Source organism: Pseudomonas sp. P4_C8 (assembly GCF_056401975.1).
In genome coordinates, this window is sequence record NZ_JBFUIH010000008.1 from 47,843 (window position 1) to 63,547 (window position 15,705).

Annotated in this window: 10 protein-coding genes; 5 read left to right on the forward strand and 5 right to left on the reverse strand. The window is 59.6% G+C overall.

Features of this window, described 5'->3' with window-relative positions; all coding sequences use genetic code 11:
* Nucleotides 1–64 precede the first annotated feature (64 nt).
* The 3 genes from AC1DWM_RS06975 to AC1DWM_RS06985 all read right to left on the reverse strand — a co-directional run bounded on the left by AC1DWM_RS06975 (nt 65) and on the right by AC1DWM_RS06985 (nt 9,109).
* Nucleotides 65–2,833, reverse strand: coding sequence for an RHS repeat domain-containing protein (locus tag AC1DWM_RS06975; RefSeq protein WP_477794880.1), 2,769 nt, complete (start codon nt 2,831–2,833; stop codon nt 65–67).
* On the reverse strand, nt 2,830–7,344 hold the full coding sequence (locus AC1DWM_RS06980) for a SpvB/TcaC N-terminal domain-containing protein (RefSeq protein ID WP_477794881.1): 4,515 nt from the start codon (nt 7,342–7,344) through the stop codon (nt 2,830–2,832). The genes AC1DWM_RS06975 and AC1DWM_RS06980 overlap by 4 nt, the downstream gene beginning before the upstream one ends.
* Nucleotides 7,345–7,585: 241 nt before the next feature.
* Nucleotides 7,586–9,109 carry a fumarate hydratase gene (locus tag AC1DWM_RS06985; protein WP_223511796.1) on the reverse strand — a complete coding sequence of 508 codons (1,524 nt, stop codon included), beginning with the start codon at nt 9,107–9,109 and terminating at the stop codon, nt 7,586–7,588.
* A gap of 394 nt (nt 9,110–9,503) precedes the next feature.
* On the opposite strand from AC1DWM_RS06985, the gene AC1DWM_RS06990 reads away from it, so the two are divergent.
* From AC1DWM_RS06990 to AC1DWM_RS07000, 3 genes are read left to right on the forward strand one after another with little or no spacing between them, the layout of a single operon-like run.
* On the forward strand, nt 9,504–10,610 hold the full coding sequence (locus AC1DWM_RS06990; protein WP_477794882.1) for a GGDEF domain-containing protein: 1,107 nt from the start codon (nt 9,504–9,506) through the stop codon (nt 10,608–10,610).
* Entirely contained in the window at nt 10,603–11,538 is a 936-nt protein-coding gene (locus tag AC1DWM_RS06995; RefSeq protein ID WP_477794883.1) for an iron-sulfur-binding ferredoxin reductase, read from the forward strand. The genes AC1DWM_RS06990 and AC1DWM_RS06995 overlap by 8 nt, the downstream gene beginning before the upstream one ends.
* A gap of 29 nt (nt 11,539–11,567) precedes the next feature.
* Nucleotides 11,568–12,317: an enoyl-CoA hydratase-related protein gene (locus tag AC1DWM_RS07000; RefSeq protein ID WP_477794884.1), complete on the forward strand. Its 750-nt coding sequence runs from the start codon at nt 11,568–11,570 to the stop codon at nt 12,315–12,317.
* A gap of 208 nt (nt 12,318–12,525) precedes the next feature.
* On the opposite strand, the gene pyk is transcribed toward AC1DWM_RS07000, so the two are convergent.
* Nucleotides 12,526–13,977: a pyruvate kinase gene (gene pyk, locus AC1DWM_RS07005; protein ID WP_223511800.1), complete on the reverse strand. Its 1,452-nt coding sequence runs from the start codon at nt 13,975–13,977 to the stop codon at nt 12,526–12,528.
* 165 nt (nt 13,978–14,142) lie between these two features.
* Here pyk and AC1DWM_RS07010 point away from each other — a divergent pair, with 165 nt between their 5' ends.
* Nucleotides 14,143–14,517 carry a tetratricopeptide repeat protein gene (locus AC1DWM_RS07010; protein WP_223511801.1) on the forward strand — a complete coding sequence of 125 codons (375 nt, stop codon included), beginning with the start codon at nt 14,143–14,145 and terminating at the stop codon, nt 14,515–14,517.
* Nucleotides 14,518–14,762: 245 nt separating this feature from the next.
* Complete coding sequence (locus AC1DWM_RS07015; protein ID WP_223511802.1) at nt 14,763–15,122, forward strand: PilZ domain-containing protein; 360 nt, start codon at nt 14,763–14,765, stop codon at nt 15,120–15,122.
* A gap of 137 nt (nt 15,123–15,259) precedes the next feature.
* On the opposite strand, the gene AC1DWM_RS07020 is transcribed toward AC1DWM_RS07015, so the two are convergent.
* On the reverse strand, nt 15,260–15,634 hold the full coding sequence (locus AC1DWM_RS07020) for a DUF6124 family protein (RefSeq protein ID WP_223511804.1): 375 nt from the start codon (nt 15,632–15,634) through the stop codon (nt 15,260–15,262).
* Nucleotides 15,635–15,705: the final 71 nt, after the last annotated feature.

Here is a 15,705-nt window from a genome sequence, read left to right on the forward strand (position 1 = left end):
GCGCTCACGTACTGGCACTCACAGGCCATGAGCCCGAGACATGGAGCGAGTGGTCCTTGGTCCATCAAGCCGCTGCATGGGAGCTTTTTCCAACGCGTGCCTGCTTCAACAAAAACTGGTTATCCGTCGTTCTACTCTCTTTGTAGAGCGCCAGGCCGGCTTTGTTTCTGCGTATCAAGTCTTGCGTTCTTTCATGCTGTTGCGTCAATTCGCTGAGGCGAATCGGTTCCAGCAGGCTTCGAGGGGTCATGTGATTGACATTGGGAAGTACATCGGCAGGGTAAATGACATCAACGCCTACGACCTTGAAGGCGGCCACGGAATTGGCATAGCGTTGATTCTCTGTGGATTCCCACTCATCCAGCATTGTCTCGATTTTGTTGATCTTGACCGGATCCAGCCCGTTATTGATGTCCTCGGCTTCCTGAACCCTTGAGCCCATTGCAAGGAAGGCTCCCACCCCTGGAACCACAGATCCGACCACGTTGTTGAAGAAAATATTGATGGCGCCGCCAAGCCAGTCGATCGGGTCTGAACTCGTGCCGAGACCCAGTCCATGGTCAATCGCCTTGATGGACATGGTTGATGTTTGTGGTATCAGCGGGCCTGTCAGCCGAGAAGTCGGAATCACAGACGGGCTCGTACGGCCTGCCATTTCACCCCCGAAGTTACCGACGGTAAGGCCACCGGAAAAAGGCATGACTTCTTGAGCATTGAGGCTGCCTGCCGACGTGTGTTGCGGCACCAGGCTGCCGAGGTTTTCGCCGGCATAGAAGCCGCCGGCAAAACCGATACCCGCATTGATGGATTCACCCACCAGGTTCTTCGCCAGCGATAGGGCAACGTTGGATTTATTGATGATGTTGTCGATTTGTCCCAGTGTTTGAGTGGCATGCCCTTCCAGGACCGAAATGAATCTTGAATAGTTGAGGATGACGTTTTCGGCTTTTTCCTCGCCGACGTGATCCACGTAACGCAGCGGGTTGTTGCCCACAAACCCATAAAGGTTCAAACCATCCACAGCCCCTTGCGGATCAGCACTCACCCAACGCTGCAACCACGGCGCGTAGTAACGAGCGCCATAGTAATAAAGCCCGCATTCATCCATTTCCTTGCCCGAGTAACGGACGGTCTTGTAGCTGACCTCCAGCGCTGAATCCGCCGCTAGCCAGGCGGTGCCGCCAAACGGGTAATACCCTTCGTGGCTGATCAGACGGGCGTTTTGATCAAGTTCCATCAGGCTGGAACCCAAGTGATCGTCGAGGCTGTAGCGCAGTTGATCCTGATCGATACCGTCGGGTTTTTTGCTGACCCAATGCAGGCAACGCACGCTGCCACGGCCGCCCGGCAGGGTGATGACGTGCAGTGCTTCACCGTTGTCGCGGGTACGGACTTCCAGCCCCGGCAGGTAAATCACCTGCTGAAAATGCGTCGTTGCAGACGTATGGGTTTCGTGGCGCTTGTAGACGCGCGTGCCCTGGCTGTAGCGAAAGGTTTCTTCATCGTTGGGCGCGCCGTCACGCGCAATCAGCGTCGCTACGGCCAGTTGATCGCGGCTGTTCCAGTGCAGCGGCCTTCCGGGGGACGACGTCAGCTGATTGCCATGGTGGTCGAACACGCTGTCGAAATCGGGGGCGGGGTCGCCTGTTTTCCAGCGCACGCCCCGGTTGCTGGACGGGTCTATGAACATCTGGTGGGTATAGCCGTCCACCGCGCGTTCATGGATCAACTTGATCAGGTTGCCGCCGCCGTCGTAGGCGTAGGTCTGTTTGTAGTTGAGACGGTTCCTGGGATCGCTCGGCATCGGACGGCCCGGCAGATCGGAGGTCGGCGCGGCGTCATGGCCGGTGGCGCTGGTCAGCTGATACAACGAGTCATAGGTAAACGTGCGATGGCCATCGATGAGCTGGTTTTTGAAGTACACCGGTTGAAACGCGAGATCGTCGATGCGTAACAGGTTGCCGACCCGGTCATAACCGTACTGAAAGTGCTGGAGCAGCTCCTGCCCGGGCACACCGGCGGCCAGGCTATCGAGCCGACCATCGGCCTCATCGTACGTCCAGCGGCTGACCACCTGATTGCCGGCCCGTTGCTCAATGATCTGGCTGGCGGCGTTATACCGGGCGGCTGTCAGCACGGGCAGCCAACTCCCGGTGGGCGTGAGCCGCAGTCGAACCTGTTGCAGCTGCCCGGCGATGTCGTACTGCATCTGTTGCTGATGATCACCGGCATCGGTCTGGGTTAACAGCGCGCCGAGCGGGCTGTAAGTCCGCTGACTGGTAAAGGTGCCGACACCGGTGATCGTTCGGCTGTCGCGCAACGGTTGGCCGTGCAGGCTGAAGCTGTGGCGCTCAAGAGCGCCTGAGGGATCGACTTGCCTGATCATTCGTCCGCGCAGGTTGTGGTTCGGGTCATCGAGTGCGGTGGCGTAGGTAAAGAGGTCGACGGGGCCTTGATCGTTTTCTTCAAGCGTAATCACACGCAACTGGTCGTCGTAAGTGGTACGCCAATGATTGCCCCGTCCGTCCCAGCGTTGGCGTGTTTCACCGGCCAGCCCCGTCAGGCTCAGCTGTTTACCGGCATCGATGCTGTCGATCATGACGGGGGATTCGCCAAGACCATAGACCGACTTCAGGTTAGGGGTGGGTGTATCGGCCAGGCGCGGGTCCCGTTGCTCCACCTGGTGGCTGATCACGTCCCGGGTTTGCCGGGTGACGAGAGGTTCCAGGGCGCCATTGGCCACATTGCGCAAGTAAGCAATGTGGCGCACCGCCAGACCTCGCGCGTCATGGGACGTTATGGCGGGGGTGTTCCAGTGAGATGCGCCGGTCATTGCACGGCTGCCTTGCGTCGTTGCGCAGGCGGCTCAACGTGGGTGTCATTGAAGTCCAGGCTGGTTTTGTACCAGGGGTGGATTATTTCAAGCGCGACATCGCCTTTGGCATTGATGATCTTGATCAGGCGGCCGAGGACGTCATAAAAGCTCTTGTCGTGGTGACCGAACTGCCTGAAGGCGTGGTCATGGATGTAGCCGTAGGTGTTGGCGAAATAGGGACGATAGGTGCGAACGGGGAGCCCCTTGTTGTTGTATTCCACGCGTTCGCTGATGCGCCAGCGCCGATCGGCGTGCGCAACCTTTGGTTGACCGTTTTCAATCACCAGTTCGCCGTTTTCCACGACATAGGCATCGCCGGGTTCAACCAGTTGTTGGGTTTGCAGGGGGCGTGCGAACCCATCGATGATGCTCAGGATGATGTGGATTTGCTGCGGTGTCTGATCGTAGTAGTCGCGGTCGGCGGTGAGGACGACGCTGTGCACCGGAATTCGTGGGACGCTCGGCAGCCGTTCCCACAATGCCTGCTCGGCCGGCGTCCGGGACTTGAGCCGGGCCAGTCGCCGCCGTGCGCCTGCACGTAGGTGAAGGCTTGGCAACACCCAACCTTGCGCGCACCCATCGGTCAGCCAATCGGGTGTCTGCCGGACGGAAGGGGGGAGCTGGCCCATCCAGCTGAACAGGTCCTTGCGCCAGGTACTGGCAGCGTTTTGCAGTGCCTCTTTTGGGGCGTCGATGGCCGTGCCGGCGCTGTCATCTTCGGGACGCTGATAGTCGGCGATGGGCAGGAAACCGGCGGGCAGGGCGGCTTCGGTGCCGTAATAGGTGACCGTGTGCGGGCCGGACGGATCGTAAAGGGCTTCTTCGACGTTGTCGTTGGCATCGATGATGCGTACCGGTTGCAGTGAGTGGTAGTCGATTTCAACGCTTGTGGTACAGCCATCCGGCAGCTCGACGCTGATGTTCATCAGGCTGTAGTCGTCGTACCGGGTCGTAGTGATCCCATGGCTTTGTGTTTCGTTGAACTGCGTCACCTTATAAAAGTGTTGAAGGTCGCCATACCTGGCAAAACTGTATTGGGCCGACCAAAGATTGCGCTGCTGGTCTTCCTCCTCGTCGGCCTCTTTGTCCGTACCCAGAAACAGCTTCATGGGCAGATAACCAATGTTCGCCAGTTCTTCCCGGATATCGATCGCAGGGCTGACGTCGCCATAGACATCCAGCGCCGTCTTGTTCAATTGAGCGACTTCCAGTGGCCCCGCCAATGCTTCGAAGTCGGCAGTGCCGTCCGGCAGCCGCGTGCCGTCAGCCGTTTTGAGATAACACTGCACCGATTGCGAGGTCAGCTCTCGCTGAGCCACCCATTCGGGTGACTTGAACAGGTCACGAAACTGTTCATAGGCAATGCCCTTTGGGCTAAGGCCCGCTGGAGCTGGTCCCTTGGGCAATACCAGGGCGCTACCGCGTTGCCGATATGGCAGGCCAAGCCTCCAGCCTTGCAGATTGGACAGGTGTATAAATTCGGCGCGGGTTTCGCTCAGGTAGTAGCTCTGTTGAGCCGGATCATGGGCGTCAATCCACCATTTGCGTTCGTCGACATCGTCAAACGGCGGCTCATCGTCCTCGGTCCTGCGCCGGGCATAACTGACCGTGATGCTGTGGTTTGTCAGTCCGAAGGCGTCCCGGTTCACGTTGATGACATGGCGGCACAGCGGGTCTTCGACGAAGCGCTCGTAGTGGTAACTGATGTTTTCCAATAGCGACGGCATCAGCACCGCATTGGGGTGGTGTTCACCGCGTTCACGCACTTGGCGCACGATGTATCGGGACTGTTCCACGAGGTACGGATTGGCCGGGACCGGGTCATCCGCCGCGTAAGTTTCCATTCTCAGCACAGAGCCTGACAGGGCGCGGGCGATTTCGTGGGCGGTGGCTTCATCGGCCGGCGTAATGAGCTCTTCGCACTCATCGCTCGGGTGATATCGACAAAAAAGCGTGTCGCCCAGCGGGTGTGCCTTGTCATCGCGATTGAAGTAACCATCGCGCGGCATATCGATGTGCCTGCCGGTATGAAACCAGGTGCAGACCAATGCCGGGGCAGTGAAGCTTTCGTCTTCGTCCGAGGCGGTTTCGCTGTCGGTTTGGTGCAGCCGTCCGAAGCCACGGAACTCTCGGTCCTGACTGTCGTACCAAGCCTCGAAATAGCTGAAAAACTGATTCAGGCAATTGCCGGTGATTTCGTCGCGTTGGGTTTGCTGACTGACGACTTGCATAGCGAAAGGCAAGTAACAAACGGGAAGGCGCTTGAACTTGAGCATTCGCTGTTTTTCGTCCAGCCAGTACTGCGCGGAACTTCGATACACCACCTCGGTGCTGCAACCCATGTTGTTATTGCTGGCGATCATCAAATACGGTTTGGCGCTGACAAAATCATAGCGCCAGTGTTGGGGTTTGATGTGCGGTACGGTCAGGATCAGGCTGGTGCAGCCGAGCCCTTGGAGATCGGCGAGCGTGACCTGGCACAGGTTGTCGTAACGCACGCCTTCGGGCCAGGCAACCGGAATGGGAACCTGCTCAAAACCGTTGCCACCCCGGTTGAGGTAAATTTCGAATCCGTCCGAATTCAGATAAATCAGCGCGGGGGCGCCGGAGCCGTTTACATCTGCGATCCGTACCCGTGCCGCGTCGAACGTGTCGTATTTGAAGGGCAGGGCACTCATGACAAACCCCGTACCGAAGTGCCCATGCCCCATGTTCGGCCAGCATTTGATTTCGTCGTGGCGAATGCGGCACAACTCGGTCATGTCGCTGCCCAGCAGATTGCCCAAAAACACCAGTTCGCTGCGTGAGTTGCTGATCAATGGCAAACGGTCATCAATCGGCTTATGAAGGACATCTTCGCCCCTGACAAAACCGTCTTCACGATTATTGGCGTAAAGGCGCACCGCGTTGGGGCCGATCAGCGCCAGGGAGCTGAGTCCGTTGCCCGTCAAATCACCCAACTGCGAAAGGACGTTGAAAAACTCCGCCGGGAACGCCGTGAACGGAATGAAGCTTGACCAGGTTTTATCCGGATTCAGCGTGTAGAAACCGCTCATGCCGTGCTGAGCAACGAGCCAGTCCAGGCGACCGTCACCGGTGAGGTCCATGAGCGCTTGATGCGCTTGCTGGTTGCGATCCGCGACCGGGATTTCGCCGAGCGCTGTCCACGGGCCATAGCTGATGTGATCGCCACCGGTCAGGTCACGCAGCGGCTCGCGGTAGTACCAGCATTGGTCATAACGACACAGGAAGCCCGGCAGACCTTCTGCGAACAGATCAACGCACTGATAGCGTTGACCTTCTTCGATGCCCGGCATGTTCTCGAACGGGAAGAACGGTGTCGGCTGTTTATTCAGTTCGAAATCCGCATAGTCGAACTCCACCGGGGGCATGTTTTCCACGGTGCCGCTCGCGTCGTACGCCTGATAATGCGCCGCAGTGATTTGACTGTAAGACCAGGGCTCTGCGGTGACCGAGTACTCCAGTAGCAAGCGGCGGACCAACACTGGCTCATCACCCAGCAGCGGAAAATTGTGAAACATCAGCACTTGCTGGCAGAGACGGCGAGTGCCGACTTCAAAGCCCTGGCCATAGGACGAAAAGGGGTCGCTACGGGTCAGCCATGGCATAAGCGTCGGGCCGTCGTAGACAGGTTTTTCAGTCAGGTCCCGCGTGCGTTCGCCGTAGTCGAACACCAGGTGAAAGTGCCATGAAGGCGGCGCAGATCTCAGTACGTTCCAGCCATACAAATGGCTGCTCGCCTCGAAGTTGCCATACAGCACCCGATGCAAGTACCGCTGGGCCCGGTAGTCATGCGGGTCAGGATCCTGGGTCGGGTCCTCCTGTTTGTACTCGTAACAGATGTGCTCGCCGCGAGCGTTCATGCTTTCTTGCAGCAACCAGGCGACAACCCGGTTCGGGTCCTGTGGGTCAGCCTTGCGCGCGGTCTCTATCCTGCCGAAAAGGTGAAGGCTGCCATCGGCCCCATGCACCAGCCAGAAACCATCGGGGTTGGCTTCGCAGCGCCAGAATTCGACCACATCAAAGGAGCTTTCCACCCGCGGCCAATATTGCACCACGCTGTGAGCCCCGATGGGCAATCCTCTGTATTCGGATTCTTCTCTGGACTTGATCTTGCCTTCGCCATCGCGCTCGGCCATGAGCTGTTCGCCCGTTGGGCTGAGGAACACATCATCGTCAGTGTAGCGAGGCACCCCTTTGCTAGTCTGGCGGGTGATGGCGATGAGGTTCAAATGCCAACCGACACCGTACGGTCCGTTTCCGGATTGGCTGCTATAGCTCAGAGAGAGCTGAGGGTCCCAGCCGCGGCCGGGCGAAAAAGGCAGTGACAGTACAAATGAAGCGCCTCCGCTCAGACCCACCTTGCCCCAGCTTTTACCGATGGTGGCGATGGATGCACTTTTGGCGATAGAGGGTTCAGTGATGCTCAGGGACGCTTGGTCTTGCATGGGGCTGATCCTGTGTTTGGCCTGGCGCTCGCCCGTAACTACGGTGTCGCTGGATGGATCAGACGCTAACAAGATGAGCGCCATTCGTAACCTGTCAGATCTGACAGGTCAGGCGGGGCGTTCTAGACCGAGTAGTTGTAAACACTTCGGTTTTAATGCCATGGGCATTATTTTTTGCGCAAAAAAAACGGCCGGGGCGTCTATTCAGACACCCCGGCCGCTTTTTAGCCCGCTAAAGCGCTTACTGCACTTCTACTGCCAGGCTGTCACTGATCTTCTTCTGCCAGATGGCAGGACCGGTGATGTGGACTGACTCGCCCTTGCTGTCAACCGCAACAGTCACAGGCATGTCTTTGACGTCGAACTCGTAGATCGCTTCCATGCCCAGTTCGGCGAAAGCCACCACGCGGGACTTCTTGATGGCTTGCGCCACCAGGTAAGCCGCGCCGCCGACAGCCATCAGGTAAACGGCTTTGTGGTCCTTGATCGCTTCGATTGCGGTCGGGCCGCGCTCGGATTTGCCGATCATGCCCAACAGGCCGGTTTGCTCAAGGATCTGACGGGTGAACTTGTCCATTCGCGTCGCGGTGGTCGGACCGGCAGGGCCCACCACTTCTTCGCGCACCGGATCAACCGGGCCGACGTAGTAGATGAAACGACCTTTGAGGTCCACTGGCAGGGTTTCACCCTTGTTCAGCATCTCGACCATGCGCTTGTGCGCCGCGTCGCGACCGGTAAGCATCTTGCCGTTGAGCAAGACGGTTTCGCCCGGCTTCCAGCTCTGCACGTCTTCCGGGGTCAGGGTGTCGAGGTTGACGCGACGGGCCGACGGGCCGGCTTCCCAGACGATTTCCGGGTAGGCGTCCAGCGGTGGCGCTTCCAGCGAGGCCGGGCCGGAACCGTCGAGCACGAAGTGCGCGTGACGGGTGGCGGCGCAGTTCGGGATCATGCACACCGGCAACGAAGCGGCGTGGGTCGGGTAATCCATGATCTTCACGTCGAGCACGGTGGTCAGGCCACCCAGGCCCTGGGCGCCGATGCCCAGTTGGTTGACCTTCTCGAACAGCTCCAGGCGCATTTCTTCAATGCGGTTCTGTGGGCCGCGAGCCTTGAGCTCGTGGATGTCGATGGATTCCATCAACACTTCCTTGGCCATGACGGCGGCTTTCTCGGCGGTGCCGCCGATGCCGATGCCGAGCATACCCGGTGGGCACCAGCCGGCGCCCATGGTCGGAACGGTCTTCAGCACCCAGTCGACGATCGAGTCGGACGGGTTGAGCATGGCCATTTTCGACTTGTTCTCGGAACCGCCGCCCTTGGCCGCCACGTCCACTTCAACGGTGTTACCCGGAACGATGGAGTAGTGGATAACGGCCGGGGTGTTGTCCTTGGTGTTTTTACGAGCGCCCGCCGGGTCGGCGAGGATCGAGGCGCGCAGGACGTTTTCCGGCAGGTTGTAAGCCCGGCGCACGCCTTCGTTGATCATGTCGTCCAGGCCCATGGTGGCGCCATCCCAGCGCACGTCCATGCCCACGCGAACGAATACGGTGACGATGCCGGTGTCCTGGCAGATCGGGCGGTGGCCGGTGGCACACATGCGCGAGTTGATCAGGATCTGTGCGATGGAATCGCGGGCTGCCGGCGATTCTTCGCGCAGGTAGGCCTCGTGCATCGCCTGGATGAAGTCAACGGGGTGGTAATAGGAAATGAACTGCAGGGCGTCAGCAACGCTCTGAATCAGGTCGTCTTGCTTGATCACGGTCATGAGTCGCGCTCCTCTAAAAGACGGGAACATTCAATAAGGTGCTTGCAGCTTGGGTGCATCGGTCGGTTGCAAGCACCTTTCAAGGCACGCCGGGGCTGCTGGCGCGACGCTAAAAAGGCGCGGCAGTATAGCGCGCCTCGCTTGCGGGCACACCCGCCGGTAGTCAATCGTTGGTCGCATAACACCGCGGCCCTTGTAGCAGCTGGCGAAGCCTGCGTCGGCTGCTACAGGGATCGGGGCAAGGGTCAGGTATGAGCGAAAACGGGTCATGCTTTTGACGCCAGTTTTCTGCCCCAAAAATAGTATGGTTATTTATCCGGCTCGCCACTAAAGTGGCACCCGGCCTGTAGAGTAGGACACTCAAACAGCTTTCTTTCGCATGGTGAGTCAACGATTGACCCATAACGCCCTTCAACAGCTTTTACTCAAACGCTTTGCCCTTGCAGCCGGCACTTACGCCCTGGCGCTGATGCTACTGTGGCTGGCGTTTTTCTCCGGACACTACGATGAACCAGTGGCCAGCCTGGCCGTCGGCACTGCATTGGTGGTCATCAGCCAAGCGGCATTGTTCGCGGTGTTTTACAGCGGCCGCAACCAGCGCTTTTCCGATCCCAGCCTGACCGAAGCGCAAGTGTTGATGGGGCTGGGGTGGCAAACCTGGCTGATCGCCAATCTGGATGAGGCACGCGGCGCGTTTCTGGTGTTTTACGTGCTGATCCTGCTTTTCGGACTGTTCCATCTCTCGCGCCGAGCGCTGGTGCGGTGTGCGCTGTTGGTGTTTTTCAGTTTCAGTGCGATCACGCTGTGGGAGGGCTACCACTTTCAGCTCCACGACCCGGCGCTGGCCGGGTTGCAAGTGTGCGTGTTGCTTATTGTGTTGATCTGGCTGGTGCTCTACGCCCGCTATGTCCAGGCTACGCGTCAGCGCATGCGCCAGCGGCGCTTCGCTTTGCAAGCGCACCAGGACACCCTGCGCGGCATGATGCGCCAGCTCGAAGACCTGGTCGCCACCGACGAACTCACCGGGCTGTTCAACCGCCGCCATTTCCTGCGCCTGGCCTCCCGCGAACTGAACGCCATGGACGCTGGCGTGATGCATGGGCTGGCGCTGATCGACCTTGACCACTTCAAACGCATCAACGATGTGCACGGCCATGCGGCGGGCGACCAGGTTCTGCAAGCCTTTGCCGGTGTCGCGACCGCGTGCCTGCGCGACGGCGATGTGCTGGCGCGTTATGGCGGCGAAGAATTCGTGGTGATGGTGTCCGATTGCGATGCCGAACGTCTGACCGCGTGCTGTGAGCGGTTGCGCATCGCCTTCACCGGTGTCGAGCTGATCGGCCTCAACGTCGCCCATCTCAGTTTGTCGGCGGGTCTGACCTTGCTGGAGCCGGGCGACGATCTCGACGACGCCTTGCAGCGCGCCGATCAGGCGCTTTACCGCGCCAAACGTGACGGTCGCAACCGTTGTGCGGCGGCCTGGGAGAGCGTCGATGCCTGAGTTGCGGGTTGGCGAGCGCCGCTGGTCGGTGGTACCGGGCAGCAACCTGCTCGATGCCTTGAATCAAAACGGTGTGGCCGTCCCCTACAGTTGCCGCGCCGGCAGTTGCCATGCCTGCCTGGTCCAATGTGTGCAGGGGTTACCGAGCGACAGCCGCCCCGATGCCTTGAGCGCAGAGCAACGCCAACAAGGCTGGCGCCTGGCGTGCCAGTGCCAGGTGGTCGAGGATTTGCAAGTGCATACCTTCGATCCCCAGTTCGATGGTCTTCCGGCCGAGGTTGCCGCCGTCGATTGGTTGAGCGCCAGCGTGCTGCGCCTGCGCCTGACGCCGCAACGCCCGTTGCGCTACAACGCCGGGCAACATCTGGTGTTGTGGGCGGGCAATGTGGCACGTCCTTATTCGTTGGCCAGCCTGCCGCAAGAAGACCGCTTTCTGGAGTTTCACCTTGATTGTCGTCAGCCGGGGCAATTTAGCGACGCGGCCCGTCAGCTGAAGATCGGCGATTCGATCCGCCTCGGCGAACTGCGCGGCGGCGCTCTGCATTACGACCCGGACTGGCACACCCGGCCGCTGTGGCTGTTGGCCGCCGGCACCGGTTTAGGTCCGCTGTTTGGCGTATTGCGCGAAGCGCTGCGTCAGGATCACCAGGGCGCCATTCGCGTCATTCACCTGGCCCATGACGCCGACGAGCATTACCTGGCCAAACCCTTGCACGCCATGGCCGATGGCCGCGATAACCTGAGTGTCGAGTGCTGGACTTCGGCCGAGTTGCCGCAGGCATTGGCGCAACTGCGGCTTGTCTCCCGGCAAACCCTGGCCTTAGTCTGCGGAGCCCCCGACAGTGTCGACGCCTTTTCCCGGCGCCTGTACCTCGCGGGATTGCCGCGCAATCAACTGCTGGCCGATGTGTTCCTGCCTCGTGGTTGAGCGCTGATTTTTTCAGACGCGAGACCCCCATGACCGAAACCATCCAGATCGAGCGCGAATGCGGTTTGCTGACGCTGCGCCTCAATCGCCCCGAGAAGAAAAACGCCCTGACCCGCGCCATGTACAGCCATATGGCCGAGGCGCTGAAGCAGGCCGATACCAACCCTGAAATCAACGCCGTGCTGATCACCGGCAGCGCTGAATGCTTCACTGCCGGCAACGACATCGCCGATTTCATCCAACAACCGCCGGGTAGCCTCGATAGCCCGGTGTTCCACTTCATGCTCAATTTGCTGGAGTGCCGCAAACCGGTAATCGCCGCTGTGGCCGGTGCAGCGGTGGGGATCGGCACGACAATGTTGCTGCATTGCGACCTGGTTTACGTCAGCCGTGATGCTCGCCTGCGCATGCCTTTCGTCAATCTCGGCTTATGCCCGGAGTTCGGCTCCAGCCTGATCCTGCCGCGCTTGCTTGGGCATGCCAAAGCAGCGGAGTTGTTGCTGCTGGGTGAAGGTTTCAGTGGTGAACAGGCGGCAGAGTGGGGCATTGCCACTGAAGCGTTGGGCAGTGGCGAAGCAACGTTGGCCAAGGCGCGGGAGATGGCTTTGCGCTTTGAATCGTTGCCGCCGGAAGCGGTGCGTATCAGCAAGCAATTGATGAAAGCGCCGGACCGGGAATTGCTGCGCAAGGTGATCGAAGAAGAGGGCGCGTTGTTCACCCAGCGGTTGCGGTCGCCGGAAGCGTTGGCGGCGTTGACCGGGTTTATCAAGCGGCATTGAATTTTCGGTGACTGGACGGGCCTCATCGCGGGCAAGCCCAGCTCCCACAGGTTTTGAGTTGAACGCTGGATTTGTGGACACCGCCAACCCCTGTAGGAGCCGGGCTTGCCCGCGATGGGGCCCGACCAGACAACACAGTTGTTGGATCAGAAACCAAAAAGCCCCGCCATTCACATGGCGGGGCTTTTGTTTTTCAGCGGTCGGTCACTCAGACCATCGGGTCGCCAACGTGCAGGATTTTCATGCCGTTGGTGCCGCCGATGGTGTGGTAGCTGTCGCCCTTGGTCAGGATGACCCAGTCGCCTTTCGCCACAACGCCCAGTTTGAGCAACTCGTCGATCGCAGCCTGGCTGACTTGCTCAGGCGGCAGGGACGCCGGGTCGAACGGGACGGTGTAGACGCCACGGAACATGGCCGCGCGGGCCTGGGTTTCGCGGTGCGGGGAGAACGCGTAGATCGGCACCGACGAACGGATGCGCGACATGATCAACGGCGTGTAGCCACTTTCGGTCAGGGCGATGATCGCCTTTACACCCGGGAAGTGGTTGGCGGTGTACATGGCCGCCAGCGCGATGCTCTGGTCGCAGCTTTCGAAGACCTTGCCGATACGGTGGCTGGAGGTCTTGCTGGTCGGGTGCTTTTCAGCGCCGATGCAGATGCGTGCCATGGCCTGAACGGCTTCCAGCGGATACAAACCGGCAGCACTTTCCGCCGAGAGCATCACGGCGTCGGTGTAGTCGAGCACGGCGTTGGCCACGTCGGACACTTCGGCACGGGTCGGCATCGGGTTCTGGATCATCGACTCCATCATCTGAGTCGCGACGATCACGGCCTTGTTGTGGCGGCGTGCGTGCAGAATGATTTTCTTCTGAATGCCCACCAGCTCAGCGTCGCCGATTTCCACACCCAGGTCACCACGGGCAACCATCACCGCGTCGGACGCCTTGATCAGTGCGTCGAGGGTGTCGTCGTCAGCCACGGCTTCAGCGCGTTCGATCTTCGCCACCAGCCAGGCAGTACCGCCGGCCTCGTCGCGCAGTTGACGGGCGTATTCCATGTCGGCGGCGTCACGCGGGAAGGACACGGCGAGGTAATCGACTTCCATCTCGGCGGCAAGCTTGATGTCGGCCTTGTCTTTTTCGGTCAGGGCAGGAGCCGTCAGACCACCACCACGACGGTTGATGCCTTTATGGTCGGACAGCGGACCGCCGATCAGCACGGTGCAGTTCAGTTCGGTGGCGGTGGCGGTATCCACGCGCATCACCACGCGGCCGTCGTCGAGCAGCAGCTCGTCGCCTACGCCGCAATCCTTGACCAGGTCGGGGTAGTCGATACCGACTACCTGCTGGGTGCCTTCGGTCAGAGGATGGCTGGTGGAGAAGGTGAATTGATCACCGATCTTCAGCTCGATCTTCTTGTTGGCGAATTTGGCGATACGGATTTTCGGGCCTTGCAGGTCACCCAGCAGGGCGACGAAGCGGCCGTGCTTGGCGGCGAGGTCACGCACCAGCTTCGCGCGAGCCTTGTGCTCGTCGGGGGTGCCGTGGGAGAAGTTCAGGCGGGCGACGTCCAGGCCAGCCAGAATCAGCTGTTCGAGAACTTCCGGCGAGTTACTGGCCGGGCCAAGGGTAGCGACGATTTTGGTACGACGGACGGACATGCAAAGACTCCTGAGTTCAAGCGCTGAGTGAGGCTACTATGCTCTTGGGGTGTAGTCATTGTTCGAATGCACTACTTATTAGCTTTTATCTTTAAACGATAGTGACCAGCAGCCTGAAGATTTAGCACAACGGGTCGATACAGAGCTCAAGACAGGAGAACCCCCATGCGATTCGCGCTCATTGCCGTCCTTGCCCTCAGTGTGACGGGCTGCGCCCGTTGGTCGATGAACCATCATTTGAATCTCGCCTACAGCGCCTACGACCGTGGCAATTGCGAGCAGGTGATACTCGAACTTTCAAAAGTCGAGCGCTCCAGCCGTGCGCGGCCTTATGTGTGGCCGGAAGTGTCGATGATGCGCGGCCAGTGCCTCGAAAAGCAGATGCTGTTTATCGATGCGGCGCAGACTTACCAGTACATCATCGAGACGTACCCGCACAGCGAATACGCCTACCGCGCCCGCGCGCGTCTGGAAACCCTGGAGAGCCAGGGCCGTTACCCGCTGCGAAGCGCCGCAGCCGTGCCCCCGAAGCAGTACTGATTGCAGTCGTCACGCAAGGGCTGGCTCACTGGCGGTGGTGAGCTATAGTCCAAGAGATCGGTTTTAGAGCTTTGCTTCTAAACCCGAGTGCATACCTGTGATCGGCAGGAGTAAGCGTCAGCGGTTGCATGGACTGTCGCACCGGGATCAGGGAGAACGCGCCTTCACTTCTATCAATAAAGAGGAAGACCCGTTCCGAAGCAGTAGTGCGGCCCTGCTTAAGGGTCTTGCTGGGCCATTTGCGCATGTTTACCAACCGCCGGATCACGCGGCATCAACTGCCGTATTTCCTGAAAGTATTCAACAGCGTCACCGACAAACCCATAGGCTTTCTCGGCAACGTGTCTGAAGACGGGCTGATGCTGATCAGCCAGTTGCCCATGATGGTGGGCGTCGACTTCGACCTGCGTCTGAAAATCCCCGCCACCAATGGTTGCCTGCAGGTCATCGACCTGGCGGCGAGTTGCCTGTGGTGCCATGAAGACGAAACGCCGCAGCACTACGACTCCGGGTTCAGCCTGCAACGGGCACCGCCGGAGTATGGGCAATTGGTGGAGGCGTTGAGGCAGTACTTCAGTTTTCAGCCGTTGCCGGCGTCTGCCTGAGTTTAGCGGCGCTCTCACTATTGCCATCGCGAGCAGGCTCGCTCCCACACTGAATCTCCTGTGTTCACAAATCCTTTGTGGGAGCGAGCCTGCTCGCGATGGCGTCATTACAAACAACAAAGAATGACCGGCAACGGCTACTTCGTCTTGATCGCCCGCTCGTTATCCAGCGACCGCTCCACCAGCATCAACCCCAACTCACTCATCTGATAAATCACCATCGCCAGATGCCGTGGCCTGTCCTCCAGGCTTTCGGCCAGGTCGAGCAGCAGAATGCTGACCGACGAAAAGGTCTCGTAGGTCTGGATGGTCAGGGCTTCGGGGTTGGCATCCGGGACAACGGTGAACATTTTCATGGCGCGGTCCTGGGAAGTGCGAAGGGATTCGACGTCGGGTTTGAGGTAATGGTCGAGCGCCTTGTCTGCGGCAGCGTGGAGCTTTCTTGAATCGAGGGTGGCGTAGGGGGAAACCGGGTCGGTTTCGGGGGGTGGATTGGGTGTTGGTTTGAACATATTTTCGTACTCGATTGGGGCTGCCTCGACCTCGCGACTAAACGAGGGGTGGCGGCTGTAAGCAGGTTAGT

Excerpts from the sequence above, each read along its gene's own strand:
- AC1DWM_RS07010 (WP_223511801.1), top strand. The coding sequence starts at position 14,143 with ATGCGATTCGCGCTCATTGCCGTCCTTGCCCTCAGTGTGACGGGCTGC.
- AC1DWM_RS06985 (WP_223511796.1), bottom strand. The coding sequence starts at position 9,109 with ATGACCGTGATCAAGCAAGACGACCTGATTCAGAGCGTTGCTGACGCC.
- AC1DWM_RS06995 (WP_477794883.1), top strand. The coding sequence starts at position 10,603 with ATGCCTGAGTTGCGGGTTGGCGAGCGCCGCTGGTCGGTGGTACCGGGC.
- AC1DWM_RS07020 (WP_223511804.1), bottom strand. The coding sequence starts at position 15,634 with ATGTTCAAACCAACACCCAATCCACCCCCCGAAACCGACCCGGTTTCC.
- AC1DWM_RS06980 (WP_477794881.1), bottom strand. The coding sequence starts at position 7,344 with ATGCAAGACCAAGCGTCCCTGAGCATCACTGAACCCTCTATCGCCAAA.
- AC1DWM_RS06975 (WP_477794880.1), bottom strand. The coding sequence starts at position 2,833 with ATGACCGGCGCATCTCACTGGAACACCCCCGCCATAACGTCCCATGAC.
- AC1DWM_RS07000 (WP_477794884.1), top strand. The coding sequence starts at position 11,568 with ATGACCGAAACCATCCAGATCGAGCGCGAATGCGGTTTGCTGACGCTG.
- pyk (WP_223511800.1), bottom strand. The coding sequence starts at position 13,977 with ATGTCCGTCCGTCGTACCAAAATCGTCGCTACCCTTGGCCCGGCCAGT.
- AC1DWM_RS07015 (WP_223511802.1), top strand. The coding sequence starts at position 14,763 with ATGTTTACCAACCGCCGGATCACGCGGCATCAACTGCCGTATTTCCTG.